Source organism: Cryobacterium sp. Y50 (genome assembly GCF_002929805.1).
Lineage (GTDB): Bacteria > Actinomycetota > Actinomycetes > Actinomycetales > Microbacteriaceae > Cryobacterium.
Genome location: NZ_PJJM01000079.1, coordinates 1 through 25,986 on the forward strand (window position 1 = coordinate 1; position 25,986 = coordinate 25,986).

The 25,986-nt window shown below is 63.3% G+C and carries 26 protein-coding genes and 2 pseudogenes; 18 read left to right on the forward strand and 10 right to left on the reverse strand.

The features are described from left to right. Positions 1-248: 248 nt before the first annotated feature. Positions 249-917 carry a helix-turn-helix domain-containing protein gene (locus CXY73_RS23490; protein WP_104133932.1) on the reverse strand — a complete coding sequence of 223 codons (669 nt, stop codon included), beginning with the start codon at positions 915-917 and terminating at the stop codon, positions 249-251. 101 nt (positions 918-1,018) lie between these two features. On the opposite strand from CXY73_RS23490, the gene CXY73_RS06005 reads away from it, so the two are divergent. From CXY73_RS06005 to CXY73_RS22625, 7 genes and pseudogenes are all read left to right on the forward strand, one after another. Further along, a complete protein-coding gene (locus CXY73_RS06005; RefSeq protein ID WP_104177144.1) occupies positions 1,019-2,248 on the forward strand; it encodes an NAD(P)/FAD-dependent oxidoreductase in 1,230 nt (409 codons plus the stop codon). A 101-nt stretch (positions 2,249-2,349) separates the two neighbouring features. Then, positions 2,350-2,940, forward strand: a pseudogene (gene ribA, locus CXY73_RS06010) (GTP cyclohydrolase II); the annotation flags it as partial. Between the two features lie 448 nt (positions 2,941-3,388). Beyond that, the gene (locus CXY73_RS06015) at positions 3,389-4,657 is read left to right on the forward strand and encodes a MalY/PatB family protein (protein ID WP_369831216.1); all 1,269 of its coding nucleotides are present in this window, start codon (positions 3,389-3,391) and stop codon (positions 4,655-4,657) included. Next, entirely contained in the window at positions 4,657-6,099 is a 1,443-nt protein-coding gene (locus CXY73_RS06020) for an O-acetylhomoserine aminocarboxypropyltransferase/cysteine synthase family protein (protein WP_233198168.1), read from the forward strand. The genes CXY73_RS06015 and CXY73_RS06020 overlap by 1 nt, the downstream gene beginning before the upstream one ends. A 20-nt stretch (positions 6,100-6,119) precedes the next feature. Then, the gene (locus CXY73_RS06025; protein WP_104133928.1) at positions 6,120-6,710 is read left to right on the forward strand and encodes a hypothetical protein; all 591 of its coding nucleotides are present in this window, start codon (positions 6,120-6,122) and stop codon (positions 6,708-6,710) included. Next, on the forward strand, positions 6,711-8,675 hold the full coding sequence (locus CXY73_RS22620; RefSeq protein ID WP_104177146.1) for an ATP-binding cassette domain-containing protein: 1,965 nt from the start codon (positions 6,711-6,713) through the stop codon (positions 8,673-8,675). It begins immediately after the preceding gene. Continuing rightward, positions 8,672-9,562, forward strand: a complete 891-nt coding sequence (locus CXY73_RS22625) for an ECF transporter S component (RefSeq protein WP_233198169.1) — start codon at positions 8,672-8,674, stop codon at positions 9,560-9,562. Before CXY73_RS22620 ends, CXY73_RS22625 begins: the two co-directional genes overlap by 4 nt. Before the next feature lie 359 nt (positions 9,563-9,921). Here the strand turns inward: CXY73_RS22625 and CXY73_RS06040 are convergent, their stop codons facing one another. Together CXY73_RS06040 and CXY73_RS06045 are read right to left on the reverse strand one after the other, a co-directional pair. Next, positions 9,922-10,923 (reverse strand): hypothetical protein, encoded by a 1,002-nt coding sequence (locus CXY73_RS06040; RefSeq protein ID WP_104177148.1) that lies wholly within the window; start codon positions 10,921-10,923, stop codon positions 9,922-9,924. Further along, on the reverse strand, positions 10,920-11,276 hold the full coding sequence (locus CXY73_RS06045) for a GntR family transcriptional regulator (protein WP_104134625.1): 357 nt from the start codon (positions 11,274-11,276) through the stop codon (positions 10,920-10,922). Before CXY73_RS06045 ends, CXY73_RS06040 begins: the two co-directional genes overlap by 4 nt. A gap of 154 nt (positions 11,277-11,430) precedes the next feature. On the opposite strand from CXY73_RS06045, the pseudogene CXY73_RS22630 reads away from it, so the two are divergent. From CXY73_RS22630 to CXY73_RS06060, 3 genes and pseudogenes are all read left to right on the forward strand, one after another. Next, positions 11,431-11,655 (forward strand): annotated as a pseudogene (locus tag CXY73_RS22630) (hypothetical protein). A 49-nt stretch (positions 11,656-11,704) separates the two neighbouring features. After that, complete coding sequence (locus CXY73_RS06055; protein WP_104177149.1) at positions 11,705-12,205, forward strand: permease prefix domain 1-containing protein; 501 nt, start codon at positions 11,705-11,707, stop codon at positions 12,203-12,205. Further along, the gene (locus CXY73_RS06060) at positions 12,202-12,654 is read left to right on the forward strand and encodes a hypothetical protein (protein ID WP_104177150.1); all 453 of its coding nucleotides are present in this window, start codon (positions 12,202-12,204) and stop codon (positions 12,652-12,654) included. Before CXY73_RS06055 ends, CXY73_RS06060 begins: the two co-directional genes overlap by 4 nt. 136 nt (positions 12,655-12,790) lie before the next feature. Here the strand turns inward: CXY73_RS06060 and metH are convergent, their stop codons facing one another. After that, positions 12,791-16,408, reverse strand: coding sequence for a methionine synthase (gene metH, locus CXY73_RS06065; RefSeq protein WP_104134628.1), 3,618 nt, complete (start codon positions 16,406-16,408; stop codon positions 12,791-12,793). Positions 16,409-16,738: 330 nt separating this feature from the next. On the opposite strand from metH, the gene CXY73_RS06070 reads away from it, so the two are divergent. From CXY73_RS06070 to CXY73_RS06085, 4 genes are read left to right on the forward strand one after another with little or no spacing between them, the layout of a single operon-like run. Continuing rightward, a complete protein-coding gene (locus tag CXY73_RS06070; RefSeq protein WP_146071652.1) occupies positions 16,739-17,233 on the forward strand; it encodes a hypothetical protein in 495 nt (164 codons plus the stop codon). Next, positions 17,233-18,252, forward strand: coding sequence for a DUF6545 domain-containing protein (locus CXY73_RS06075; RefSeq protein ID WP_104177151.1), 1,020 nt, complete (start codon positions 17,233-17,235; stop codon positions 18,250-18,252). Before CXY73_RS06070 ends, CXY73_RS06075 begins: the two co-directional genes overlap by 1 nt. Next, positions 18,249-18,704, forward strand: a complete 456-nt coding sequence (locus CXY73_RS06080) for a hypothetical protein (protein WP_104177152.1) — start codon at positions 18,249-18,251, stop codon at positions 18,702-18,704. Before CXY73_RS06075 ends, CXY73_RS06080 begins: the two co-directional genes overlap by 4 nt. A gap of 31 nt (positions 18,705-18,735) precedes the next feature. Then, complete coding sequence (locus CXY73_RS06085) at positions 18,736-19,029, forward strand: putative quinol monooxygenase (protein ID WP_233198170.1); 294 nt, start codon at positions 18,736-18,738, stop codon at positions 19,027-19,029. A gap of 23 nt (positions 19,030-19,052) precedes the next feature. On the opposite strand, the gene CXY73_RS06090 is transcribed toward CXY73_RS06085, so the two are convergent. Beyond that, entirely contained in the window at positions 19,053-19,379 is a 327-nt protein-coding gene (locus CXY73_RS06090) for an antibiotic biosynthesis monooxygenase (protein ID WP_104177154.1), read from the reverse strand. Between the two features lie 122 nt (positions 19,380-19,501). Here CXY73_RS06090 and CXY73_RS06095 point away from each other — a divergent pair, with 122 nt between their 5' ends. Continuing rightward, positions 19,502-20,161, forward strand: coding sequence for a histidine phosphatase family protein (locus CXY73_RS06095; RefSeq protein ID WP_104134634.1), 660 nt, complete (start codon positions 19,502-19,504; stop codon positions 20,159-20,161). A gap of 165 nt (positions 20,162-20,326) precedes the next feature. On the opposite strand, the gene CXY73_RS06100 is transcribed toward CXY73_RS06095, so the two are convergent. The 3 genes from CXY73_RS06100 to CXY73_RS21875 all read right to left on the reverse strand — a co-directional run bounded on the left by CXY73_RS06100 (position 20,327) and on the right by CXY73_RS21875 (position 22,142). Continuing rightward, positions 20,327-21,325, reverse strand: coding sequence for an LLM class flavin-dependent oxidoreductase (locus CXY73_RS06100; protein ID WP_104134635.1), 999 nt, complete (start codon positions 21,323-21,325; stop codon positions 20,327-20,329). A gap of 78 nt (positions 21,326-21,403) precedes the next feature. Next, a complete protein-coding gene (locus tag CXY73_RS06105) occupies positions 21,404-21,874 on the reverse strand; it encodes an isoprenylcysteine carboxylmethyltransferase family protein (protein WP_104134636.1) in 471 nt (156 codons plus the stop codon). Between the two features lie 106 nt (positions 21,875-21,980). Beyond that, positions 21,981-22,142, reverse strand: coding sequence for a hypothetical protein (locus tag CXY73_RS21875; RefSeq protein WP_158254044.1), 162 nt, complete (start codon positions 22,140-22,142; stop codon positions 21,981-21,983). 106 nt (positions 22,143-22,248) lie between these two features. Here CXY73_RS21875 and CXY73_RS06110 point away from each other — a divergent pair, with 106 nt between their 5' ends. Further along, the gene (locus tag CXY73_RS06110; RefSeq protein WP_104177155.1) at positions 22,249-23,109 is read left to right on the forward strand and encodes a 3-methyladenine DNA glycosylase; all 861 of its coding nucleotides are present in this window, start codon (positions 22,249-22,251) and stop codon (positions 23,107-23,109) included. A 185-nt stretch (positions 23,110-23,294) separates the two neighbouring features. Here the strand turns inward: CXY73_RS06110 and CXY73_RS06115 are convergent, their stop codons facing one another. After that, positions 23,295-23,696, reverse strand: a complete 402-nt coding sequence (locus tag CXY73_RS06115) for an ankyrin repeat domain-containing protein (protein WP_104177156.1) — start codon at positions 23,694-23,696, stop codon at positions 23,295-23,297. A 57-nt stretch (positions 23,697-23,753) separates the two neighbouring features. Between CXY73_RS06115 and CXY73_RS06120 the strand changes: the two genes are divergently transcribed. Further along, on the forward strand, positions 23,754-23,966 hold the full coding sequence (locus CXY73_RS06120; RefSeq protein ID WP_233198171.1) for a hypothetical protein: 213 nt from the start codon (positions 23,754-23,756) through the stop codon (positions 23,964-23,966). Between the two features lie 191 nt (positions 23,967-24,157). Next, positions 24,158-24,934, forward strand: coding sequence for an alpha/beta fold hydrolase (locus CXY73_RS06125; protein ID WP_104177158.1), 777 nt, complete (start codon positions 24,158-24,160; stop codon positions 24,932-24,934). Here CXY73_RS06125 and CXY73_RS06130 read toward each other — a convergent pair. Continuing rightward, positions 24,931-25,362 carry a VOC family protein gene (locus CXY73_RS06130; protein ID WP_104177159.1) on the reverse strand — a complete coding sequence of 144 codons (432 nt, stop codon included), beginning with the start codon at positions 25,360-25,362 and terminating at the stop codon, positions 24,931-24,933. The genes CXY73_RS06125 and CXY73_RS06130 overlap by 4 nt on opposite strands. Between the last annotated feature and the right edge of the window lie 624 nt (positions 25,363-25,986).

Here is a 25,986-nt window from a genome sequence, read left to right on the forward strand (position 1 = left end):
CAGGCAGGGCGACTGACCCCGTTGAAAGGACAGCACGCAAAAGAAAATGTTTACCAAAGCAAAATCACGTCCAGACTTCACCTCCGAATACAAGAACGGGGCCGTGACATTAGTCGTCTTTACAACTAGGAGGTCACGACCGCTCTTCGAGGGCGAGGTGGTGACAAGACAACTCGGAGTCGTTGGGTGCTGACACTCACGACCCACGGTGAGACCGGATAGACCGAGGGAAGGACAAAGCGTTCCGCCTACTCGGCATTCCGGGCGATACGTACGCAACAGTATCCGTCTCTCGGCGCAAATTGGACCTTGCGTGCGCGCTCACCAGCACCTTCCGCGACCCCAACCAGTAGGGCTAGGTTGGCCGCGCAGATGGTCTCGGTGTGACTCTTTGTAAGCTGGTGGAACGGGCAGTTGTGAAGAAGCAGTCCGCCGTCACCATCGTCCTGAGGTTCATATCCGGTTGACTGCAGCACCACGTCCAATGAGCCGGCACTCATGCCCAACGTTCGACCGTGTTCCACACACACCCGAGTGAGCGACTCCTGGGCGGGCTTCCCTGTGCGATTGGATTGCTCAATGGCAGAGACCAACAGCTCTGCGGCCAGAGCGTAGTGTCGGCCCGGAACGGACACGACGATTTCGTTGGTCGCACGCCGGTACAGCTTGGCCGGCCGTCCAGCGCCAGGACCAGTTCGGCCCGTGCGGCGCTGAAATTCGGTGTCCAACAGCCCGCATCGAGCAAGTCTCTCCAAGTGAAACGCCACCGTCCCGCGCGGAATACCGAGCGCCTCGGCCGCCTCATCACGGCCCATCGGCGTGGCACTTTGAGAGACGAGATCGAACAAAGTTCGGCGTAACGGGTCGCTGAGCGACGCGATAGCGGAGATGTCATCCGGCCGTGATTGTTCGTTCATAGTGATAATCGTAACTCTAAAACAAAGTATCTTGACAAAAGAAACGAATGGCTCCTAAAGTTGGGCTACGAAGCTCGCCAGGACACTAGTAAAGAGGAACCATGCCGGATTCTGAGAGTTATGTCATCGTCGGAGCGGGGCTCGCTGGTGCGTCCGCTGCCAGGGCGCTGCGAGAAGAGGGCTTCACCGGGCCGATCCAACTGATCGGCGCCGAGGCGCACCGGCCCTATATCCGACCGCCCCTTTCGAAGGATTACCTCAGCGGATCCAGCGACCGCGACTCTGTATACGTTGATCCCAAGGATTGGTACGCGGAGCATAAGGTTGAGTTGTTCCTCAGCACTTCTGTCGCCAGCGTTGATGCTGCTCACCAGCTCATTCATACTGACGCCGGTGAGGCCTTTGCATACGGAAAGTTGCTACTCACCACTGGCTCGTCTCCTCGCCGCCTGTCGATTCCTGGGGCAGACCTCGAAGGAGTGCACTACCTGCGTACCCTGGAAGACTCCGACATCCTGCGTCCTCTACTTGCAGGCGGAAGTTTGCGTCTCGTCCTAATCGGCTCGGGCTGGATTGGCATGGAGGTGGCTGCGACGGCACGCACCCTAGGAAATGACGTGACGATTCTCGAACGCGACCCAATCCCGCTGGCGAATGCGCTCGGCGACGAGCTCGGCCAGATGTTCGCCGATCTCCACGAACAAAACGGCGTCATCCTGCGGCGCTCGGTGTCCGTTGAAAGCGTTCTCGGACAGGACGGGCGCGCTAGCGCTGTGCAACTCGAAAGCGGAGAGGTCATTCCCGCGGACCTCGTCTTGGTCGGCATTGGTGCCACGCCCAATGTTGCGCTGGCCGATTCAGCGGGGCTCACGATCGATAATGGCATCTCAGTTGATGCGTCGCTTCGCACGAGCGACCCAGCAATCTACGCGGCGGGTGACGTTGCCAATGCCTACCATCCTCTGGCGAAGTTGCGACTGCGCAGCGAACACTGGGCCAATGCTTTGAATGGCGGGAAGGCTGCGGCGCGGTCGATGCTCGGCCAAAAGGTGTCCTTCGACGACGTCCCGTACTTCTACACCGACCAGTTCGACGTCGGAATGGAGTACTCCGGATTCGGCCCCCTGACCCGGGGAGCTGAGGTGGTGTATCGAGGCGACCGGGCTGGTCGCGAATTCATCGCCTTCTGGGTGGCGGATGGGAAAGTTGTTGCTGGCATGAACGTGAATGTCTGGGATGTCAACGAAGCCGTGCAAGGCATCATTCGACGTGGCAACCAAGTCGATCGCGCCAAGCTTGCGGATGCCGATGTACCCCTGGAATCGCTGTAATCATGGCTGAAACATGTTTCAGTACCAGCCCCTCCGGGGCACCCATCGCCGCACTCTCGAAGGGAGGAGACAGTACTAGCACTGTCCGTACGATCGCGATATCCGGCGTCACATTTGAAGTTGAAACGACCGTTCCGACCAAGCACGGCACTTTCCAGTTCCGCGCCTACCGCGACCTTGTCACGGGAAGCGAACATCTCGCCGTCGTGTCTGGCACACCAACCGACGGCTGCCTCGTTCGCGTGCACTCAGAATGTCTGACCGGTGAGGTATTCGAATCTCAGAAATGTGAATGCGGCCCACAACTTGACTCCGCCCTCAACACAATCAATCAATACGGCGGCGTCGTGATCTACATGCGCGGCCACGAGGGCCGCGGCATCGGACTTATCAACAAACTCAGGGCCTACCGACTGCAAGAAGCCGGCTTAGACACGCTCGATGCGAACCTCGCGCTCGGCCTCCCCGCGGACGGCCGTGACTACTCTGCCGCGGCTGCTATCCTTCACAACCTCCGACTTCACGCCGTGCGTCTCCTCACCAACAATCCCGACAAGGTCGACCAGCTCACCGGGCACGGGATCACCGTCCTCGAGCGCGTACCACTTACAGCGGGTGCACATCCGGCCAACTCCGCGTATCTGCGCACCAAACGTGATCGCATGGGACACCTCTTTCAACACGCCCTCTGATCTTGAGATCCGAAACCCCGCCGAGCCCATCCTGACCTGACCTGACCTGACCTGACCTGACCATACAATCTTCGTTCACCCACCCCCGGATGCTAAGGAATTTTCAAGTAATTCCATTTGGATTCTCAAATGGTTGTGACCGACCCCACTGTCCGAGATATCCGCGCCAGCTCAGTTCGACCTCCGAGAGGTCCCCTTTGTGAGTTGCTTTAGTCAGTATTCACTGACCGTCGTACCGTCGCTCCTCACGTTCACGAAGCAACACTCAAGCTCGGGAACAACATCACTCAATGGGACGTGACCATAATTGGATCCAACATGAGCATTAGCGTCCTCGTCTATACCGGCACATCGAAGTTGGACTTGCGGGCGCTTCTCGTGAGCGTCGTGCTGCCGTAGCAGGAGTTCGGAGGTCTACAAAGCGTTCCTCAGGAGGGTGATAACACCCTTGACCGCTGCGACCGGCTACCGCCGGCATCCGCTCATGTGTCGAATGTTTACGTACCTGTTCGCTTATTCGGGGCGGCAGGAACATGCTGTGGTCATGTCAGTCATCGAGGTAGCACCGCTGGAGCATATCCGGCGCGAGCGCAGTAGCATCAAGTGGACTCGGTTTCCTGCCGACGTACTTCCCTTGTTTGTTGCCGAGATGGATTACCCCCTGGCACCGGAGATTGTCGCGACTCTGGTGGAGCGCGTGCAGGCCTCCGACACCGGCTACCTCGACGGCCCGGGACCGCTTGCTCCGGCCTTCGCCGCGTTCGCCCTGAATCGCTGGGGTTGGAACGTCGACGCGAGCCATGTACACCTTGCCACCGATGTCAGCGTCGGCATCGTCGAGGCCCTGCGCTTGGTCGTGCCGGTTGGCGGCCACGTCTCGATCACCCCGCCGGTCTACCCGCCGTTCTATGAACTTGTGGAGGAGGCCCTCGGCAATGTCGTCGAGACCCCCCTGATCGAGCACGGTGGCACCTGGTTGTTCGACTTCGCGGCGCTGGAGCACAGTTTTGCTTCCGGCATCGATGCCTTCCTCCTGTGCAACCCACACAACCCGCACGGCATCGTCTGGGCGCGGGCCGCACTCGAGAAGCTCGCCCAGCTCGCGGCCCGCTATGACGTCTTCGTGATTTCCGACGAGATCCACGCCCCGCTCACCTACCCCGGCGCCACCTTCACCCCGTTCGCCCCGCTGGCCGTGACCGCCGGTGCGCGCGCCGTGACCGTGACCTCGGCGAGCAAAGGCTGGAACATCGCCGGGCTCAAGTGCGCCATCATGGTCGCGGCCGATGACGCGACCAACGAGCTGCTCAACCGCCTGCCAGAGGAAGTCGCCTGTCGCACCAGCATTCTCGGGCTGCACGCCAATATCAGCGCGTTCGGTTGTACCGACTGGCTCGACAATGCCATCGACCAAATTGTCAGCAACGATGCTCTCCTGAATTCCCTGCTCTGCGAACATCTGCCCGCCGTGATCTATCACCGGCCGCGCGCCAGCTATCTTGCCTGGATGGATCTTCGCCACGTGGGTCTCGGGGACAATCCGTACCAGCGCATTCTCGTCGATGCCCGCGTCGCTCTCAACAGCGGTGAGTCCTTCGGGCTCGGCGGCGAGGGCTTCGCCCGCCTCAACCTGGCCTGCTCCCCCGATACCCTGCGCGAGGCCGTTGCCCGCATCGCGGCGCTCGTCGCCCGGGTGTCGGCCGAGGCGGCTGCCTGATGACCACCCCTGGTCAAACGGATGCCCCGCTCCCGACCCACACCGACGCAACAGGAAGTTCCATGGCCACGCCAGCACCAGCACCCGCTAGATTCAAATCTTCGCCGCTGAACTCTGACGCTGCCGCAGTCGTCGCGCCGATCACCGACTGGGACGGCTTCAGCTTCGACACCCGCCAGGTGCACGTCGGCGAATACGCCGACGAAAACCGCGGCGCGCGCATTCCGCCGCTCACCCTGAGCGCCGGCTACGTCTTCGACTCCTTCGACGACGGGGCTGCACGCTTCAATGGCGGGTCGCGGGAGCCCATCTATTCGCGACAGGGCAACCCCACCAACGCGGTCGCCGAACAGCGACTGGCCTCGCTGGAGGGCGGCTCCGCCTGCGTCGCCGTGTCGAGTGGGCAGGCCGCGATCAGCGCCGCCCTGTTCGCCCTGGCCGAATCGGGTGAGCACATCGTCTCGACCGCGAGCATCTACGGCGGCACTCGAATTCTGCTCGGCCGAAGCTTTCGCCGCATGGGCATTGAAGTCGACTACGTCTGGGACACCGACTCCGACGAAGCCTGGGACGCCGTGATTCGGCCGGAAACCAAGGCGATCTTTACTGAAACCATTCCTAACCCGCGCAACGACGTCGTCGACATTGCCCGCGTTGCCGCCGTCGCCCGCCGCCACGGTATTCCGCTCGTCGTCGACAACACCGTCGCCACGCCGTACCTCATTCGCCCGTTCGAGCACGGCGCCGATATCGTCGTGCACTCGACCACCAAGTTTCTCAGCGGCCACGGCGCCGGGGTGTCGGGCGCGATCGTTGACGGCGGCACCTTCGACTGGGCGGCGAGTTCCCGCCGCTACCCGCTGCTGACCGACTCGCTGCGTCCAGGCTTGCCCTCGCTGCTCGAACAGTTCGGCCCGGCCGCCTACGCCCAGTACGTGCGCGAGGCCGTCGTCAACGACGTCGGTCCGTCGCTCTCACCGTTCAACGGATTTCTGCTGCACCAGGGCATCGAGACCCTGTCGCTGCGTATGGAACGTCACGTTGACAACTCCATCGCCATCGCGCACTGGCTCGAAGAACAGCCCGAGGTCGAGGTCGTCGACTACGCCGGCCTGCCGAGCAGCCCGCTGCACCAGATCGCACAGAAGTACTACAACGGCCGTACCGGCTCGGTGTTCGCCGTCACCGTCAAGGGCGGCACGGAGGGTGCCCGCGCTTTCACCAACGGCCTGCGCGTGTTCAGCCGCATGACCGGAATCGGCGACACCCGCTCGATGGTGCTGCACCCGCTCACCACCACCCACGCCTCGTTTGCCCCCGATCTCAACGCCCGCCTCGGCATCACCGCCGGAATGCTGCGCCTGTCGGTCGGCATCGAAGCGCTCGATGACCTTCTGCTCGACCTCCGCGGGGGGCTCGACCGAGTCGCCGGCATCCTCTAAACGCTAGGTACTCTGAATTCATGAACCTCACTGCGCCAATTTTCACTGCGCCCATTTTCTCCCGCACCCCGGCAGCACGCACCTCGGCCATACTGGGCGCGCTCGTTCTGCTCGCCGCGTTGAGCGGATGCGCCACCACCGATTCCGGGACCGGCTCGCCGGCATCCGCTGGCGCCACCGCCACCGCTGGAGCGGATGCTGCGGCCGTCGATTGCACCGGCGTCAACGTCGTCGTCGACTTCGGCACCCTCGTCGCCGACTCGGTCACCGAGTGCGTCGACGCGACCCAGGCGATTGCCGCGAGCGAGACCCTTGCGATTTCCGGTGTCACAACCGAGGGAAGCGTGGAATACGGCGACCAGATCGTCTGCCGCGTCAACGAGCGCCCGGCCGCCGACGAAACCGTTGTGGTCGATGGCCAGAAATCGTTCACCGAAACCTGCGCTTCGATGCCACCCGCGTACGCGTACTGGGCGCTCTGGGTGAAAGCCACCCCCGACGCCGACTGGGAGTACGCGCAGGAGGGCCTCGGCACGCTCGAGGTCGAGCCCGGCCAGTCAGTGGGCCTCGTCTACACGACCGGCACCGAAACACCCACGCCCGGCAGCTAAGTGTTTCGCCTGCGCCTGGCTCCGCTGCGCGCGGCAGTCGTACTCGCTGTGGGCTTCGTGCTGCTGCGGGTCGTCTACCGCGTGGTGTTTGGCGGATCCGGCACCGGTCCGCTGCTGTTGCTGGATCTTCCAAGACTCCGGCTCGACGGGCCGTTCAGCCACATCACCCTGTTCGGCCCGGTCACCCTACTCGGGCTCGGAAACGCGGCGCAAAGCGCACTGCCGGTCGCCGCCGTCATCGTGTTCTTCGGCCTGCTCAACGCGGTCATCAACGTGCAGGCCCTGTTCGCACGCGGTGCCGGTCGCGGGCCGCTGCGCGCCATCTCCCGTTCGCTCGTGATCGCCTGGGCGACCTTTCCGGCACTGCTGGAGTCGGTGCGCCGGGTGCGGGTCGCCCGCTCCCTGCGCGGAGAACGGTCGATCGCGTCGCTGCTCGTGCCCATTTTCGAGCAGACGATCGAGCGTGCGCTCGCGCTGGCCGCGTCGATGGAAACCCGCGGTTTCGCGGCCACCCGCGTCGTGACCGGCGTGTGCGAGGCACCGGTGGTGCTCCGGGATGCCGGTTTGAACTTTGGCGCTGCGCCTGACAAGACGCGCTGGCATCTGGACGAGCTCAACGTCACCCTCAAGCCAGCTACCCTCACCGTGATCGTCGGCGCGACCGGGTCGGGTAAAAGCAGCCTGCTGCACAGCATGAGCGGTCTGTTCCAGCACTTTTACGACGGTACCCAGCAGGGACGCATCGACATTGTCGGCGCCGACCGGGCCTCGACTCCGCCGCGCGCCACCGCCGGATTCGTCGGGCTCGTCGCGCAGAACGTGCGCCTCAGCTTCGCTGCCGAAACAGTACACGACGAGATCGGCTTCGCCCTGGCCGTGCGCAATGTCGCCGCGCCGATCGTGCACGCTCGCGTTCTCGAGGTGGCCGCCCGCCTGAAAATCGAGTGCCTGGTCGACCGTCCGATCGAGCAGCTCTCGGCCGGTGAGGCCAGCCTCGTCGCGATCGCCGCCGCCCTTGTAAACCATCCCCTTCTGTTGCTCGTCGACGAGCCGCTCGCCGACCTCGACACGGCCGCCCGGGATCGGGTCTGCACCGTGCTCGGCCAGCTGGCCCACGAGGCCGGCGTCTGCGTCGTCATCGCCGAACACAACACGCGTGAGTTCGTAACGGTAGCGGATGCCTGGCTCCAGATTCGAAGCAGCCGACTGCACCAGCTTTCCGCCGCCGAGCTCCCGGGCACCGACTTAGCGAACAGTTTTCGTGTCCCGGCACCGGTCTCAACCGCCCTGCGCCCTGCGGTGCCGCTCGCGAGCATCCGTCGGTTGAGTGTTCTGCATCGAACCAATCTGGTCGTGGACGACGTGTCGTTCGAGGTGCAGCCCGGCGAGCTGATCGCGCTGCGCGGCAGCAACGGCGCCGGCAAGAGCAGCCTGCTGCGGACGATCGCGCTGCCGACGACGGCCGATACTGTCATCGTCTCCGGGAGCGACGTCCATTCGCTCAAGCGGCGCACCCGACGGCAGGCAGTGGCGCTCGTGCCCGAGAACTTCGACGACCTCTTATTTGCCATCACCGTCGGGGAGGAGTGTCGCCGGGCCGATCGCGGCTTGACGGGGGTCAGCACCGCGCAAACCTTCGCGCATTTGCTGGGTTTCGACGTCACAGCGGATGCCGCACCCCTGCTGCAGAGTCACCCGCGCGACCTGTCCGCCGGCGAACGCCTTTGCCTCGTGATGGCTATCCAGCTTGGCGCCCGACCGGCTCTGCTGCTCGTCGACGAACCGACCCGTGGTCTCGACCTTCAGGCGCGCACCCTCGTGGGTGCGGCGCTGCTGACGGCCGCCAGCCACAGTGCCGCGGTCATCTTCGCCACCCACGACGACGACTTCGCGCTCGGCCTCGCCACGCGAACGCTTTGCATGGAGGCCGGCCGGCTGTCTGCCCCGATCACGGTGCGCCTGTGACCGAGCAGAGCAGGCCCCGCGATGACGTCATTGGCACCCCAGATACAAAAGACTCGAGCGTGCTCGCTCTTAGCGATCGTCTGCGCGAACGTGCGGATCGTGCGCAACCGCGCCGCGGCATCCGCTGGACGTCGTGGATTCTCGGTGGCGGCAGCGTGCTCGCCGCGGCCGCCTTCGCGTGGCCGTTCTTCGTCGGGGCGGTGCCGGCCGACGCGCAGGTCGCCGTTCCAATCATCGCCTTCGCGCTCATTCCGGCCCTTATCGTGGCCCTCGCGCTCACCCTGGACCGCGAAATGTACATGGCCAAGACCGTCGCCCTGCTCGGCGTACTCTCTGCCGTCGGCGCCGCCGTGCGCATTGCTGGTGCCGGAGTCGGCGGGGTCGAGGCCGTCTTCGTGCTGCTCATCCTGGCCGGGCGTGTCTTCGGTGCACGCTTTGGTTTTTTGCTCGGCTTGCTCACCATTGCAGTGTCGTCGGTGCTCTGGGGTGGCTTCGGCCCGTGGACCCCGTTCCAGATGTTCGCTTGCGGGTGGGTCGGTGCCGGTGCCGGGCTGCTTCCCCGCTGGCACGCTTCCGGCTCTCAGCGGTGCCGCATCCGCTCGGAAATCGCCCTCCTGGCCGCCTACGGCGTGGTTGCGTCTTATCTGTTTGGGCTCCTGATGAACCTCTGGTTTTGGCCATTCGCGGTGGGCAGTGGCACCGACATCTCCTATGAAGCCGCCGCCGACCCCGGCCAGAACCTGGCCTCGTTCGCGCTCTACTCACTTATCACCTCAACCCTCACCTGGGACACCGTGCGTGCCGTTACGACAGTCGTCGGCGTCGCTTTGGTCGGCCCGGCCGTGCTCGCGGCTCTGCGGCGAACGAAGATTTCTCCACGTCGTTGACCGGGCGGCCGCTGTCCCTTCCGGGAGGAGAAACGAACGAACGTCCGCAAGATGGATACCCTTGCCGAACCCTCTAAACGTGTAACGGTCCGATACCGAGGTCTCGAATACGCAACCGTTGTGGATACTCGTCGCGATGAACCTCGACGATGCCACACCGACCGGCCCGGCCTTCCTCGGCTCGCTGGCGCTTGCGCCGGTGTACGCCGTGATCCAGTGCAGTGAGGTTTACCTGCACCACGCGACCCCGCCGCTGTGCAAGAGAAGTACCGGCGAACCGGCGACAGAGCCGAACCTATTCACGTGCCTGAACTCGAGCCTCGCACGTCTGACGGATGCTTCAAGGCCGTGCAATCTCATCATGGCTTGCTTCCCCTCTCCATCTTCGGCGCTCCAGCATTTCCGTCTCGAAGTGTTGCCAGCAGGGCTGCCGGCGTTTCGGGATCGTCGAGACTGATCGCGAACTGCTTCTCGTTTCGCGTCGTCACAATCAGCCCGGGCCCCTTCCTCAGAATGACAGCGGATCGACCGGGCATAATTCGATACCCCCACCCGCCCCACTCGGTGGGTCGAAGTTCGGCGGCCTCGACAGCATCAATGGCATCTAAACGGATGCGTTTCAACGGAATCCGAAATATCGCCGAAACCACCCGCAGACCGCGCCAATCTGCGGTCACGCGCAGCCGAACGAACGACGCAACTAAGACAATGGCGACAGTCATCACGGCTATGCCAAAGATTTGGTCCGAAGCCCGCCCGGCAACGACCGCTGGTCCATAGATCACGGACCCGAGAACGATCAGTCCAATCGCCACCCAAAGGAACATGTTTCCCCTGATTGTTTGGGACCAGGCACCAATGGCACTGGGCGCGAATTCGATTCGCCTCTCGACGTCCGTCGCCTCCAGCCGGGACCTTGGTGCGATAAGGAACGGGATGATTCCGTAGCCAGCGGCGACGAATGACACGATAACCCATGCTCCGAGAACAACTTCATACGGGTCGCCGACCTGCATCGTCAGGCCAGCGGAGATCAACCACGTGGCGGCACCCATCCCGCCGAACACTCCCAGAAAGAAATAGGCACCTCGCCTGGCCCGCGCGCTGATCCCGGGCCAGAAACTTATCGCAACCCCGGCTACGGCTGGCACGCCCGTCATTCCCAGGTTAAGAGTGAGCAGTGCTCCCACAGCCATTACGTCGTCGGCCGGCCCCGCACCCGACCAATGTGAGGCGAGCTCAGCGGGAAGGCTATCTCGCCAGACCCACCACGAGATGATCACCACCAACACCGGTACGCACAACGATGCCCCGGCCAGCACCCTCCGAACCATCTCGGCACTCACGGTCTTGTCACTCATGCCATTCCACCCCTCTGGATCAATCGCAAAATGTCTGACTGGGTCAACCCCAGCTTTCGCGCCTCGTGCATCAACTGAGCCGCCAGCTCAGTCACGTGAATAAGCCCGGCGCCAGCATCCTTGCGCACGAACGCCCCGCGCCCCTGACGCATCTCAATCACCTCGTCGTTTCGGAGCTCCGCATATGCGCGCAACACCGTGTGCATGTTCACTCGCAAGGACTTCGCCAGATCACGTGCCGGAGGCAGCCGGTCCCCCGGCCTCAGGTCACCGCTCACTACCCCGGAACGCACCTGCACGGCAATCTGCTCCGCCAGCGATACCGACGAAGATGCATCCACCACGAACAACATGTTAGTAACGTTACTAGAACAATCGAGCTTATGAAATAACAACGCCCTGTGGTCGAGAGCCGATGCATCCAACTGCCGACGTCTCACGTAACATCGCACCACCGAAATACAGCGCCTTTGACAATAGTGTGTGGCACACAGCAACGTGAGCAGCATGAACGATGCCGATACTCTCGACACCCATTTGCAGGAGGTGCGCCGTGGAACCGTGGTGCTCGCCTGTCTACAGCTTCTCTAGACAGCTGGATACGGCTACAAGCTGCTGGAAAAACTAGGGTATCTGACCAGCGAATGGAATACCGAAGAGGCCCGGCCGCGGAAGTTCTACTGCACTTCGTCCGCTGGCATCCGTCTCGCCACGACCCTCACCGCCAAATAGCATTCGCTAACCACCGCGCTCGCGTCCCTTACCGAAACGGAGACCTGAGATGACCGCCACACTCACCCAGCGCTACATCACCGCGACGACTAAAAACCTCGGCGCAGCAGCGGAAGGTGACGTGCGGGCTGAACTCGAAGCGTCTAATGCGGACGCCCTCGACGCTCGAATCGAACAAGGCGTGCAGCGAGCGGATGCCGAACGCGCGGTGTTGACCGAGCTCGGCGACCCCGCGCTCCTCGCCGCTGGCTACGGCGACCGCCCGCTGCACCTGATCGGCCCCCGGCACTACCTCACTTGGGCGCGGCTACTCAGGATTCTTCTCACTACCCTTCCACTAATCACCTTCATCGGCGCCGCTCTTGTGGAATCATTCTCGAATGATTCCATCGGCGAGATCATCGCCACCGGGATCCCCGCTGGGCTTTCCGTCGGCGTGCCTGTCGCCTTCTGGGTAACCCTCGTCTTCGCCGTCCTCGAGCGCATTGGTATCACCACCGCAGCTCACTGGAACGTGGATCACCTCCGGAGCAGCGAAGTAGTCACGTGAACCATGGAGACTTCATTGCCTCACTCACTGTCCTCACCCTCGTGGCAGTGGCGGTGCTCTGGGATAGCCTCGAAGGCTCGGCACGCTTGGACGCCGAACCGATAGCGATCCTCAACCCGGCTCTGTGGCCCTGGTCGATCAGCGGACTGTACGTCTTGATAGCAGCGCGGGCGGCGCTATCGATCAAGATCTTTATTGCCGGGCACTGGACCACAGCCATGGCGATCGTGAATACCACCCTGGCCATCCTGTTCATGAGCCTGATGACCACCCTCCTCGGGAGGGGCGAACTGATCAACCCGGAATTGATTCTGGCTGCCACCGAGTACAGTGCAAGCACTGACATGCCGCGAAGCCTGGCACTGATCGCTGGTTTTACGATTGTCGGATTCGCAAGCTGGAGTATCGCTATCGGTTGGCGCAGGACAGCTCGAACATCCAACCGCTAAACGGTAGCTTGACCCCAGAATGCATGACCGGGTGCTTAGAGTTGCCAACAACCAAGGCGCTACTCTTCAAGAATGCCCTCGTAGTCAAGCAATCTAGGGCAACAGCTACCGCGCCGTTCAACCCACCGCCGCTCACCTAAACCGAGAAGTACTTCGCCTCGGGGTGGTGAAACACGAACGCGTCGGTCGACTGTTCGGGGTGCAGTTGGAGTTCCTCCGACAGAACCACCCCCATCCGCTCCGGCTTGAGAAGTTCGACCACCTTGCGTCGGTCCTCCATCTCGGGGCAGGCCGGATAGCCGAGCGAGAAGCGGGCTCCGCGATACTCCAGCTTGAACATGCCGGCGATGTCGCTCGGGTCTTCGCCGCCCACACCGAATTCCGAGCGGATGCGCGAGTGCCAGTACTCAGCAAGCGCCTCGGTCAGTTGCATGGTCAGCCCGTTGAGTTCCATGTAGTCGCGGTACTGGTTCTCAGCGAACATTTTGGCCGTGACCTCGTCGACGTGGGCCCCGGCGGTGACAAGCTGGAGGGCGACGACATCCGTTTGCCCGGTCGCGCGTCCGCGCACGAAGTCGGCCAGGCACAGGTGCTTGTCGCGGCGCTGCCGAGGAAAGCTGAACCGCAACCGGTCGGTGCCGAGCTCGCCGCCGGAACCGCCGTCGGGAGCGAGCAGACCGGCCCGGCCGACCAAACCAGTGGGGTCGTCGCCGTGGTGCAGCACGACCATGTCGTCGCCCTCGGCAACGACGGGGAAGTAGCCGTAGGCCACCGAGGCATCGAGCATTCCCTCGCCCAGGATACGGTCAAGCCAGTAACGCAAACGGGGACGCCCGACGGTGTCGACGAGTTCCTGGTAGCTGGCGCCGTCTTCGGCGCGGCTCGGCTTGAGCCCCCACTGCCCCATGAATGTAGCGCGTTCGTCCAGAAACGCGGAGAAGTCGGCGAGGGCAACGCCCTTGACGATGCGGGTGCCCCAGAACGGCGGCACCGGAATCGGGTTGTCGGCAGCGACCTGGGAACGCCCGGGCATCTCCTCCGGCTCGGTGAGGGTGAGCAGGCTTTTCTTGTGAATGCGCTTCTTGAGCGCCGGCAGACCCACCGAAAGAGGGTCGGCGCCGCGGGCGATGGCCACGAGCGGTTCCATCAGGGCTAGGCCCTCGAAAGCGTCACGGGCGTAACGCACCTGCCCGGCGAAGACGCTATCGAGGTCGTCCTCGACGTACGAGCGGGTGAGGGCGGCCCCGCCGAGCAGAACGGGCCATTTACCGGCGAGTCCGCGCGACTCGAGTTCGAGCAGGTTCTCTTTCATAACCACGGTCGACTTCACAAGCAGTCCGCTCATGCCGATGACATCGGCGTTGTTCTCCTCGGCAACACGAATGAACTCGTTGATCGGTTGCTTGATACCGATATTGATCACGTCGTAACCGTTGTTGGTCAGGATGATATCGACGAGGTTCTTACCGATGTCATGCACGTCGCCGCGCACGGTGCCGAGCACGATCGTGCCCTTGCCGGCCGCTTCGGATTTCTCCATGTGCGGCTCAAGCAGGGCGACGGCGGCCTTCATCACCTCGGCGGATTGCAGCACGAACGGCAGTTGCATCTCGCCACTGCCGAAGCGGGCACCGACGACCTGCATGCCAACGAGCAGGTGCACGTTGACGATATCGAGGGCACTCAATCCCCCGGCTCGAGCAAGGTCGAGGTCAGCCTCGAGACCCTTGGCCTCACCGTCGATGATGCGTCGTTCCAGGCGTTCGCCCACCGGAAGGGCGGCGAGTTCGGCGGCGCGCTCGTCTTTCAGGGCGGCGGAGTCGACGCCGGCGAACAGGTCGAGCAGGGCCACCAACGGATCGTAGGTGAGGGTTCCCTCGGCGTCGTATTCGCGGCGGTCCCAGACCAGGTCAAGGGCAACCTTGCGGCGGTCGGCGGGCACCGAGGCGAGCGGCACGATCTTGGCCGAGTTGACGATGGCCGAGTCAAGGCCGGCCTCCGTGGCTTCGTGCAGAAAGACCGAGTTCAGCACCGAACGGGCGGCGGGGTTGAGCCCGAACGACACGTTCGAGACGCCGAGTGTGGTGTGGATGCCGGGATACTTGGCCTTGATCTGCCGAATAGCGTCGATGGTCTCGATGCCGTCGCGGCGGGTTTCTTCCTGGCCGGTCGCGATGGGAAAGGTCAACGCGTCGACGATGATGTCTTCGACCCGCATACCCCACACGTTCACGAGGGTGTCGACCAGGCGGGTGGCGATGCGCACCTTGTGTTCGGCGGTGCGGGCCTGGCCCTCTTCGTCGATGGTGAGGGCGATCACGGCGGCGCCGTGCTCCTTGACGAGCGGCATGATTCGGCCAAACCGTGACGTGGGTCCCTCTCCGTCTTCGAAGTTGACCGAGTTCACGACCGGCCGGCCGCCAATCAGTTCCATGCCGGCTTGCAACACGGCGGGCTCGGTGGAGTCGACGACGAGCGGCAGGGTCGAAGCGCTGGCCAGTCGGGAGACCACCTGCTTCATATCGGCGACGCCGTCACGGCCTACATAGTCGATGCAGACGTCAAGCAGGTGGGCGCCGTCACGCACCTGGCTGCGCGCGATATCGACGCAGTCGCCCCAGTTTTCAGCGAGCATGGCATCGCGAAAAGCCCGGGAGCCGTTGGCGTTGGTGCGTTCCCCGATGGCGAGAAAGGCGCTGTCTTGGTCGAAACTGACGTGCTGGTACAGACTTGCGACACCCGGGTCTTGTTCGAGGGTGCGGGGTTTCACCGTGACACCACGCAACCGTTCGACCACCGCGGTCATGTGTGCGGGGGTCGTGCCGCAGCATCCGCCGACCAGGCCCAGCCCGAACTCTTTCACGAACTGTTCGTGCGCCATGGCCAGCTGGTCGGGCGTCAGCGGATAGCTCGCGCCGGTCTTCGTCAGTTGGGGCAGGCCCGCGTTGGGCATACAGATGACGGGCACGCGCGAAAACTTCGAGAGGTGACGCAGGTGCTCGCTCATCTCGGTCGGCCCGGTCGCACAGTTCAAGCCGATAGCGTCGATGCCGAGTGGCTCGAGCGCGGTCAGCGCGGCGCCGATCTCGCTGCCCATCAGCATGGTTCCGGTGGTCTCCACCGTCACCTCGACGAAAATCGGCAAGCGGATGCCGGTCTCGCTAATGGCCTGCTTGCATCCGTTCACCGCGCTCTTGGTCTGCAGCAGGTCCTGCGAGGTCTCGATGAGGAAGGCGTCAGCGCCACCACTGATCAGGCCAAGCGCCTGCTCGGCGAAGGTAGCCTTGAGGTTGGCATAGGTGGTGTGGCCAAGGCTGGGCAGCTTGGTGCCGGGGCCCATCGAGCCGAGGACCCAGCGCACCCGGCCGTCCCGCGCTTCGAAAGCTTCAACGCTGGCGCGGGCGATCTCGGCGCCGAGCCGAGCGAGCTCTTCGATGCGATCTTCGATTCCGTAGTCCGAGAGGTTCGACCAGTTCGCACCGAAGGTGTTGGTCTCGATGGCGTCGATGCCGGTTTCGAGGTAGACGTCGTGAATGGCCGCGATGATGTCGGGCCGGCTCACGTTGAGGATCTCGTTGCAGCCCTCGAGCTGCTGGTAGTCGTCGAGGGTGGGGTTGTGCTCCTGCAGCATGGTGCCCATGGCGCCGTCGGCGATGACGACGCTGGAAGTGACGGCATCCAGCAGCGCTTGGGATCGAGCCGGGCGCGCCGCAGCGATGGAGGTTTCAGCGACAGTAGTTCGCACAGTGCTCATGCGCACAGCTTAACTGCGCGCACCGACACTCCGAGGCGGGGGCGTAACGATTCTTAGCGTGCGGGCCCGGGCCCGATGAATCTGCTTGATTCGAGAACACAACATCTACGTGGAGCCAGGGCCCGCTCGATGAATGGTGGTCGTACCGTGTGCACGACACCGGTACTGGAGCCCCCGCGTTGCCACCCATTATCGAGCAATGCCCTGGCCGATCCTCCCCCGAGGACCCACGTTAGACATGTCTATCGTAACTCTATCTGGGCCCGGTACATACTCGCGCTGGTCAATCCCACTGAGGGGTAGGCTAAACGAGCTAGTAGGGGGTATTGCATGAGCTACGAATCACGGCAGAAACGGGCACACACGATAGTGTCTGACCTCGGTCTTCCCCGCCCACTGACGGCTGAATTGCTGCACCGGCACATGGAATCGATGCGCGGTAAGAAGATCGTGGTGCAAAGCGCAACCCCCAGCATGCTTGAGGCGGGGCTCTGCGGGCTGTGGATTGCCGTGGCCGGGGAGGATTTTGAGCGCATTTATCATGCACCGACCACCTCCCTGGTGCACCGTCAGCAGTTCATCAATCACGAGTTCGGCCACATGATTCTCAATCAGAAACAAGAGCTGCTCTCGGTGGAGCGAGTCGCGCTGCTCGCTCCGCTGATTCCAATGGATGCCATCACATACGCGCTCTCGCGCAGCCAGTTCACCGATGAGCAGGAAGCACTGGCCGAGGCCATCGGCGATCGACTGGCCCTCATCATTCTCGAGGATGCGCCAGAGGCTGCCCACGGCACCCGCACCGGATTCGGTCGGGTTCTCTAGTGCAAACGACAATCCTCATCACCGCGTCCGCCACCCTCTGGCTAGCGGCGATCCTCTGTCTGCCGTCGGCTATCAAGGGAAGCCGGCGGTCGCTTTTGTGGTTCCTGACGGCTTTCGCCCCTACCATGAGTCTTCAGCCAAAGCCGGTTTACGACGCGGTCGATTCGCTTCTGGGCGGCGCTAATACCACCTATTTCCTGTTCCATGCCTTGGCGATCGTCACCGTTGGCCTGGCCGACGTGATGGTTCAGGAGGCGGTATCTGCCTCCGGAATCACACCGAAACGAAAGATGACAACCGCCCTTGTCGCGGGTCTGGTCATCGCACTTCAGGCCGTCCTGTTCTTCACTAGTGACTGGCACGCGATGAACAATATCTCCCAGTCGTTTATCGCCGAGTGGAGTTACACCGCCTACGCATCGACGACCTGGGTCACCATCGCACTCTTCTCCGTCTCGGTGTCTTATGCGTGCCTGAATGATCTACGTACCCAGCCCCGGACGGTCACCCAGGTTGCCCTCGCAATCATGACCCTCGGATGCCTCTGCATTTTTATTTATGCCGTGAACAGTCTCGTCGGCGCAGTGCAGACCGTTCTCGACCCGAGCTATGTCATGCCGAACTGGCGGGAATTTGTACAGAGAGTGGTCTTACTCTGCTCACCCATCAGTCTCGGGGTCGGTCTGGGACTCACCGCCACCGTCGACGGGATAACCTCCAGCGGACGGAACTTTCGCGACCGTGGGCTCTTGTTGCGCATCACACCGTTGTGGCAACGCCTCCTGGCCGACACTCCCGAACTCAGCATCGAACGAGCGCTGTCACCGCTTCAGCTACTCGTCGTGCGTGGGCCCGGCGCGCACCTTTATCGACGGCACGTCGAGATTCGGGACAGCTTGCTGCTTCACCCCGAGCAGGCCGTCAGTCCGGCCGAACGGACCCTGATCGACTTGGCCGAGGTGCGCACGCAGGCTCCGTCGCCAACCAATCACACTCCCGTCGTTGGAACGCCGCAATGACTGCCACCCCCAACTCCGGTGCAGTGAGTCCGCAGCTGGAATTGGCGCGCAAACTCAATTTGCTGCTCGACGTCGTTGTCGCCGAGGGAAATACTCCGCACACCTATCGCCAAATCGAAGCGGGGTTGAAGGAACGCGGCCTGACCCTCTCCCGGGCACGCTGGGCATACATGATCACCGGCGAAGGTCCGCTCGTCACCGATCCGGCACTACTGACCGGCATTGCCGAGTTCTTCCGCATCCCTCCGGAGTACATGCTCGGCTCCGATGGCGACCTGCCCGAACGGGTAGACGCTCAACTCGCCTTCGTGAAGAGCCTGCGCGTTGCACGCGTGGTGAGCTTCGCTGCCCGGATGCTCGGCGATGTCTCCCCCGAGACCCTGCAGTCGATCACCGAGCTGCTCGAAAGCGACACTCCCGATCCACCTGCCGATTCAAGAGATCACGAATAGTGGTCCCACCCTCAACCGCAAGGAGCTTTTCGTGCCTATCACCGCTTTTCTCGACATCCACGTGAAAACCGAGTCACTCGCTGACGCTCCAGACGTACTGCACGAGACGCTCATCGCTACCAGAGCCTTCAACGGATGTCTCGGCGTGGATGTCCTCGTCGATACCGAAGACCCCACCCACTTCGTACTCGTGGAGAAGTGGGCGTCACTGAAGCACGACGCCGCCTATCGTACCTTTCGAGCCGGGCCGGGAAAATCACCTCTCGGAGCAATCCTGACCGGTCCACCCCTGCTGACCAAGTTCGAGATCGCCCTGGATATCTAACGCAGCAGCCCGATCGGAGATCGTCAGCGCCTGGTGCCACCGGCGATGGCGTAGGACCACAGCTCACTACTCACACCGACCGGGCGCGCAGCCGGCTCTCCCTCTTTCGGTGTCTCGCTGCGGTGTCCGTGGGCGAAGGACGGGGACGCGAGCCACGCCTGAAAGGATTCTTCGTCGGCCCAGCGGGTAATGACGAGCCACGTCAGCCGGTCATCGGTCGGCTTGAGAAGTTCGAAGCCCTCAAAACCGGGGCGGTCGTCGACGGCACCGGCGCGGGCGGCGAAGCGCTGGGCGAGCTCGTCGCCGCCATCGCTCGGCACGGTGATGGCGTTGATTTTGATGATCGTCATGGGACTGCTTTCTGTTCGAACGCTTGTGGGTGTGTGTCCCATGCTGCCACTCTCCGCAGCCGGCTGCGGCCGCGCATCACACGGCTCTGCCGCTCAGAGGTGTTGCTTATGCTGGAAGGACTATGCGACTTCTTTTGATCCGCCATGGCCAGACTCCCGGCAACGTTCTCGGGCGGCTCGACACCGCGCATCCCGGCCCGGGGCTGACCGATCTCGGTATGCGCCAGGCCGCCGCCATTCCCGATGCACTGCGCTCCGACCCGATCGACGCCATTTTTGTCTCGACGCTGTTGCGCACTCAGCTGACGGCGCATCCGCTCGCCGCCGATCGCGGCCTCGAGCTGCAGGTCGCCGAGGGTGTGCACGAGATCGAAGCCGGGTCGCTGGAGGGGCTGCGCGATCGGGCATCCGTTCGTACCTATCTGGAGACCGCGTTGGCTTGGGCTTCCGGCAATCTTGATAAGCGGATTCCGGGTGCTCACGACGGCCATGATTTTCTGCGCCGGTACGACGCTGACATTGCAACGGCAGCGGGGCGCTCAGAAGTGGCAGCGATATTCAGCCATGGCGCGGCGATTCGGGTCTGGACGGCAGCGCGCGCTCAGAACGTGCCGCCCTCTTTTGCCAGTGAGAACGAGCTGGACAACACCGGCGTGGTAGAGCTCACCGGCTCGCCCGAGCGGGGCTGGACCCTGCTGTCGTGGGCAGGCCTCCCGGTCGGCGGCATGGCGCTGGCCGACCTCAGCGCGGCCGACCCACTGGGCGAACCGCTCGTTGACTGACCTCGCGCAGGTCGCCAGCGCTAAAGGTGAGCAGTCTCCGGGAATCTATTGCTGCTTGGCCCGGGGCCCGCGGGGGCGTACGAGGGCGTAGCTGTCGCGCAGGAATTGCCGGGCGAGTTCGGCGGGCGCGTGGTCGCCGAGCTCGTCCGGGGTCATCACACCAATCTAGGCCGCGACGAGATTCATCGCATCTGCAGTGAGTACGACCGAGCGCAGGCGTTCCTCGATCAGCGGCGACTGGTGGGCCAGAATCAGCTCGTCGGCCCCGGTCCCCTCGGCGAACTCCTCGAGATAGGCGCGCACCTCGTCCGCCGTTCCGACGGCAGAATACCGCATCATGTTGGCGATGTTTCGGCCCTCGGGGGTCGTCAGAAAGACGTCGATCTGGTCGTCGCTGTACTCGGGCGCAGCCGGACCGCGGGAGAGCATGCCGCGCACCCGAATGCGGCGGGTCGTCTCAAACTGCTGGGTAGCATCCGCTTTCTCATCGGCCGCGATCACGTTGGCGGCGATGATGAGGTGCGGGGCGGCGAGCTGCTCCGAGGGCGTGAAGTCGCGGCGATAGAGCGCGATAGCCTCGTGCAGCGCATCGGGCGCGAAGTGCGAGGCGAAGGCGTATGGCAGGCCGAGTGCAGCGGCGAGGCCGGCGCCAAACAGCGACGAGCCGAGAATGTAGAGCGGAACGTTGGTGCCGGCACCGGGGACGGCCTGCACGCCGGGCACGATCGACTGGCCGCGCAGGTAGGCCTGCAGTTCCATGACGTCCTGCGGAAACTGGTCGGAGGCGCGCGGGTCGCGGCGCATCGCCCGAGCGGTGTTCTGGTCGCTGCCGGGCGCCCGGCCAAGGCCGAGGTCGATGCGGTCGGGGTACAGCTCGGCGAGGGTGCCGTACTGTTCCGCGATCACCAGTGGTGAGTGGTTGGGTAGCATAACGCCGCCAGATCCAAGCCTAATCGTGCTGGTCTGCCCGGCGACGTGGCCGATCAGAATGCTCGTGGCCGACGATCCGATGCTAGCCATATTGTGGTGCTCGGCATACCAGACGCGCTCATACCCATGTTTTTCGGCGGCTTGGGCGAGAGCGACGCTCGCTGCAAAGCTCTCCCGAGCGGTCTGCCCGGGGGCAATCGGAGCGAGGTCAAGTATGGAAAGCGGAATAGTCATACTGGGGGCAACGCTTTCACGCGCAAATCGTTACCCGGTGCCCGAAATGGGCTCGGACGAGGCGAATCGATGCTCGAGTCAGCCGCGCTCGGCCAGCCGGCCGATACCCGGCACGAATCGCCCGACCCGCGCGCCGTAGGAGCGGTAGTCGGGATGCTCGGCCACGAGCATCCGCTCTTCCCAACGCGCTTTCACCGAGAGCAGACCGACCAGCGCGATCCACGCCACAATATGCCAAGCGGATGCCCCGACCAGCACGAGTGCGATGCCGCCAGTCAGGAGTCCCGCGTAGATCGGGCTGCGAATGAGCCCGTACACACCGCCGGTGATGAGCGGGGCATTCTCGCGCGGAATCGGACTCGCCGAAAGCGCCGGGCCCAGGCCGATGACACCGAGTACCGCGAGCGCGGCGCCGATCAGGCCTAACGCGATCGCCGCCACAATGATACCAAGGCTAGCCGACCAGAGAGAGCCGTGTGGCAAGAAGGCTAATGCCCCCAGCAGCAGGAATTGTGTGCCGACCAGACCGAGTGCGAGTGCACGTTTCATGGTCTGAGAGTACGCCCAGGCTGGTAGCGGGCCCAGGCAGGCTGATGCCAGATCAGCGGCCCGATGATCATCAGCGGCGATCGCACGTCGATTTAGTACGCGCTGTTCAGATCGAGGCGTGTGAGATAAACATGCCGATCGCGACCGGGCTTATGCCGATCGGCACCAGAATCTTGGGCGCGAATCGTGGCATAAAAATGTTCGTCGACAGCTGCGCGGCCAGCACGAGCATGGCGATCATCGACAGGAAAGACAGACCGGTCTGCATCGGCGATGACGACGTTGATGTAAGGGGGTCCGGGGTCAGTCGTCGTGCTGCCCGCCGTTGGCGTAGGCCGCCAGCATCATCACGGTTGACGGCGTAGTGTCGACGGGTGCAACGTACTGAACAGACCCAAACCCTCGAGCCCACCGATTGGCGGGGCCTCGAGCAGTCCCACGAGGAACGCTCTGACGCTTTCACTCGTGGCCGCCGGGAACGCGCGGCAACCGGCCAGACGCATCCGGTTGACGATTTTCTGTTCACCTACTACCCTTTTCGCCCAGGCCTGCTGCGCCGCTGGCATCCCGGCGCAGACGTGCTGCTCCAGGGCGCGGCCGATCTTCCTCGCGCAACGTGGAAGTGGTACCGCAGCACGGGCAGCGACAGTCAAGTGGATGTCGCCGCCTTCTCCGCAAAAAATGAGCGCGTCATCCACTTCATCGGTTCACTCCTCGCCGCGACCCGGGAACGGCCGGCCCACTTTGGCTGTTTCGGTCTGCACGAGTGGGCGATGGTCTACCGCCAGGGTGAGCACCGGCACGTCGCTCCGCTGCGACTCGGGCAGAGTGATACCGACGCCGTCGTCGACGACAACCGCATCACCTGCAGCCACTTCGACGCGTTTCGGTTTTTCACCCCGGCAGCACTGCCGCTCAACCAGCTGCAACCGTCGCGGGAGAATCAGCCGGTGATGGAGCAGCCCGGTTGCCTGCACGCCGGCATGGACATCTACAAATGGGTGATCAAGCTCGGCCCTCTGGTTCCCGGCGAGATTCTGCTCGACTCCTTCGAGCTGGCGCGCGACATTCGCCAGCTCGACATGGAGGCCTCACCATACGACCTCGCCGACTGGGGCTATGAGCCGGTCGAGGTCGAGACCGCCGCAGGCAAGGCCGAGTATGTGCGCCGGCAGCGCGGCTTCACCGCGCGCAGCAACCTGCTGCGCGGCCGCGTGGTGAAGTTGCTCGGCTGACGCAGCGCTTGCTCCTCAGATCAGATCAGATCAGATCAGATCAGACTATTGCGCCTGATTAGGCATCGGCGGACGACAGCGCAGCAGCGTCAACTCACCGGTTATGGTGAACTCACCGACGTTGTGCGGCGTGAGGAGCGATGTTGGAACTATGCAGAGTTTTCCGAGTAACTCCACCTACCCGGTCAGTCGCGCAGAAACGACTCGATGATCTCGCGCAGGCGCGGCAGCCCGAACTGGTCGGCGATGGCAACGCCACTGTGCGTGCCGAGGCGAGGGTCGGCATCCGCTTCAAGGAGCAATCGCAGAATAGCCTCATTGTTGCGAAAGACCGCGCACGAGATGGCGGTCTGGCCCATCGCATTAATAGCGGATGCGTCCGCCCCGCGGCGAAGCAGGTCAGCGACGGTCTCGAGGTGCTGCTGATAGGTCGCAACGATCAACAGCGTGTCTTTGCGCGGGTTGAGCGTATTGATGGGCACCCCGGCGTCGAGCATTTCACCCAGCGGGCCGGTCAAGCCGTCGCGGGCGAGGTCAAAAACACCCTCGATGACCTGCGGGCTCGGCCCGGATGTGTTCTCGTTCACTGACTGCTCCTGCTCGTTAAACCGTGTGTCCAGCGTAACTGGCGGCTGCGCGTGATCGTGAAAAAGGCACGATTCGGCGACCAACACCGACCACGCTGGCGACCTTTCCTGGTCGATGCCACACTCACCCAGACCCAGCCGCCGATTCCGTTGTCGTTGTACTCGCCGACCGGTTCGCCCGATTTGTGCCAGGACCCGGAGAACGCGGGCGTGAGCGATAAGGCCATCCTCACAAAAATACCGGCGGAACTCTTCCAGCACGAGGACTAAAGGGATTCGCAGAAAGGTCCACAACTAAAACAATATATTCCTCAGTAAACGTTTCGTTTATGCAGCCATATTGTTTATTTGATTATGCGGCGCGCGGGTACGAGTCGGGATCGAGGGGATGCCCGACAGAATTCATTAGTCCGAGCAAATCTGGGGAACCGGTGTCGCGGTATCCGTGGTGGAATAGGGGAATGTTGCACCGAACCGCCCCCGAGCACCTTTTCGTTCTATCGCCGGACGGCGTGCAGCTGGCCACCTACGAGCTCGGCGACCCCGAGCTCCCGACAGTATTCGTGGTACACGGCTTCGCCTCCAGCGCGATCGCCAACTGGCACGCCACCGGGTGGACCCGCGACCTGGTCCGGGCCGGCTTTCACGTGATTGGCATCGACCAGCGCGGCCACAGAGCAAGCGATAAACCGCACTCCCCTGACGCCTACACGATGGAACTGCTCGTCGCCGACGTTGAAGCAGTACTCGACGCGTACCTGCTTACCGAGGTGCGTTACGTCGGCTACTCACTCGGTGCCCGGGTCGGCTGGCAGGCCTCCCGCGATCTTGGCGGCCGCATCACTCACGCCGTTCTCGGCGGCATCCCCGACGGTGACCCGCTCAAACGCTTTCAGATAGCGGATGCCCGCGCCCACCTCGAACACGGCGCCGACGTCACCGACCGCCTCACCGGCACCTACCTCAAGATGGCGAAGTCACTGCCGGGCAACGATCTTGCGGCGCTCGTCGCCCTGGTTGAAGGCATGCGCGGCGGCCCGCAGCCCGGCCGCGAGAATGCCCCGGAGCAGCCACTGCTGTTCGCGACCGGCAGCGAGGACAGCATTCTGGACGCTTCGCGGGCACTGGCTGAGGCCGCGCCGCACGGCAGTTTCTTCGAGATCCCCGGGCGCAACCACTTCAATGCACCCACCTCGCGGCCCTTCCGCGAGACGGCGATTGCCTTCTTGACGGCTTAGGCGAGCGAGACTGTTCCGTCGTCGTCAACGTGCCAGCCCGGGTTGTGCGCGATCTCCCAGATGACACCGTTCGGGTCGGCGACCTGGCCGTGAAAGATGCCGCCAAACGCGCCGTCCTGGGCCGGTTTCAGCACCGTACCGCCGGCGGCCGCCATTGCCGCAACCGTCGTGGTGACTTCGTCCCGGCTCGCAACGTTGTGCGAGAGGGTAACGCCGGTCGCGCCGGTCGTCGTGTGTTCACGCTGCAGGTCCGCGTCGAATTTCTCGGCCTCGAACAACCCGAGCATCAAGCCGGGTCCGACCTGGAAGAACACGATCTCACCGGGAACGTCCATGAGCGGCGTCCAGCCGAGGCCGTCGCGATAAAACCTGCGCACCGCCTCGAGGTCGCTCGTGGCCAGGGTGATGAAGTGCACTCGTTGTTCCATCAGGCGATTCTCCCAGAAGAGACTGTGGATTAAAAAGACACCCGAACTGACCCCGGGGAGTAACCGTCGCCGAGCGTTTCCCGACCGGTCCGATGCCGGCTTTATCGACCGCCGCCACGTCGAAGGTTTACGCGGTACCGTTCCCGAGTCCGCCACCACCACCGATTGCGTCCGGCCGACCACGAGTTTGGTCGTCGCCAACTTTCCGCCCGTGTAGGCACACACCCGATAGCCGAGAATAGCTGCTCTGCCGTTGGTGGGCGCCGTCCAGCGCACCGGAGCGGATGCCTTTTCCGCGATCGGTCGTCCGACCGTCACGGCCCCCGGTACCGTGCGAACGGGCGCATACACGGCGACCTAGTCGGCGTCTCCCACGCCGCCGAACAAGACGCCAGTTGTCATGGTCATTGCGATCAACGGTGCTACCCCTGGCTGTTTATTGATGTTAGGAGTCGACCCCGCGCGGTCACGAATGGTGAGTCTGAGTTTGCTGCCATCGGCGGACGCCGCATAGGCAAGGGGATGTTGATGAACGAGTCATTGTTCAGGTCTGATCCAAGAACGATCTGTCTCGCCACATCAACATTTCCGCAAGCGAAGCTGAGGGCAGGAGTACGCTCGCCG

Bases quoted from the DNA above. Each gene is read 5' to 3' on its own strand.
- CXY73_RS23490 (WP_104133932.1), bottom strand. From the start codon at position 917: ATGAACGAACAATCACGGCCGGATGACATCTCCGCTATCGCGTCGCTC.
- CXY73_RS06005 (WP_104177144.1), top strand. From the start codon at position 1,019: ATGCCGGATTCTGAGAGTTATGTCATCGTCGGAGCGGGGCTCGCTGGT.
- CXY73_RS06020 (WP_233198168.1), top strand. From the start codon at position 4,657: ATGACCACCCCTGGTCAAACGGATGCCCCGCTCCCGACCCACACCGAC.
- CXY73_RS06025 (WP_104133928.1), top strand. From the start codon at position 6,120: ATGAACCTCACTGCGCCAATTTTCACTGCGCCCATTTTCTCCCGCACC.
- CXY73_RS06040 (WP_104177148.1), bottom strand. From the start codon at position 10,923: ATGAGTGACAAGACCGTGAGTGCCGAGATGGTTCGGAGGGTGCTGGCC.
- CXY73_RS06045 (WP_104134625.1), bottom strand. From the start codon at position 11,276: ATGTTGTTCGTGGTGGATGCATCTTCGTCGGTATCGCTGGCGGAGCAG.
- CXY73_RS06055 (WP_104177149.1), top strand. From the start codon at position 11,705: ATGACCGCCACACTCACCCAGCGCTACATCACCGCGACGACTAAAAAC.
- metH (WP_104134628.1), bottom strand. From the start codon at position 16,408: ATGAGCACTGTGCGAACTACTGTCGCTGAAACCTCCATCGCTGCGGCG.
- CXY73_RS06070 (WP_146071652.1), top strand. From the start codon at position 16,739: ATGAGCTACGAATCACGGCAGAAACGGGCACACACGATAGTGTCTGAC.
- CXY73_RS06080 (WP_104177152.1), top strand. From the start codon at position 18,249: ATGACTGCCACCCCCAACTCCGGTGCAGTGAGTCCGCAGCTGGAATTG.
- CXY73_RS06090 (WP_104177154.1), bottom strand. From the start codon at position 19,379: ATGACGATCATCAAAATCAACGCCATCACCGTGCCGAGCGATGGCGGC.
- CXY73_RS06095 (WP_104134634.1), top strand. From the start codon at position 19,502: ATGCGACTTCTTTTGATCCGCCATGGCCAGACTCCCGGCAACGTTCTC.
- CXY73_RS06100 (WP_104134635.1), bottom strand. From the start codon at position 21,325: ATGACTATTCCGCTTTCCATACTTGACCTCGCTCCGATTGCCCCCGGG.
- CXY73_RS06105 (WP_104134636.1), bottom strand. From the start codon at position 21,874: ATGAAACGTGCACTCGCACTCGGTCTGGTCGGCACACAATTCCTGCTG.
- CXY73_RS21875 (WP_158254044.1), bottom strand. From the start codon at position 22,142: ATGCAGACCGGTCTGTCTTTCCTGTCGATGATCGCCATGCTCGTGCTG.
- CXY73_RS06125 (WP_104177158.1), top strand. From the start codon at position 24,158: ATGTTGCACCGAACCGCCCCCGAGCACCTTTTCGTTCTATCGCCGGAC.
- CXY73_RS06130 (WP_104177159.1), bottom strand. From the start codon at position 25,362: ATGGAACAACGAGTGCACTTCATCACCCTGGCCACGAGCGACCTCGAG.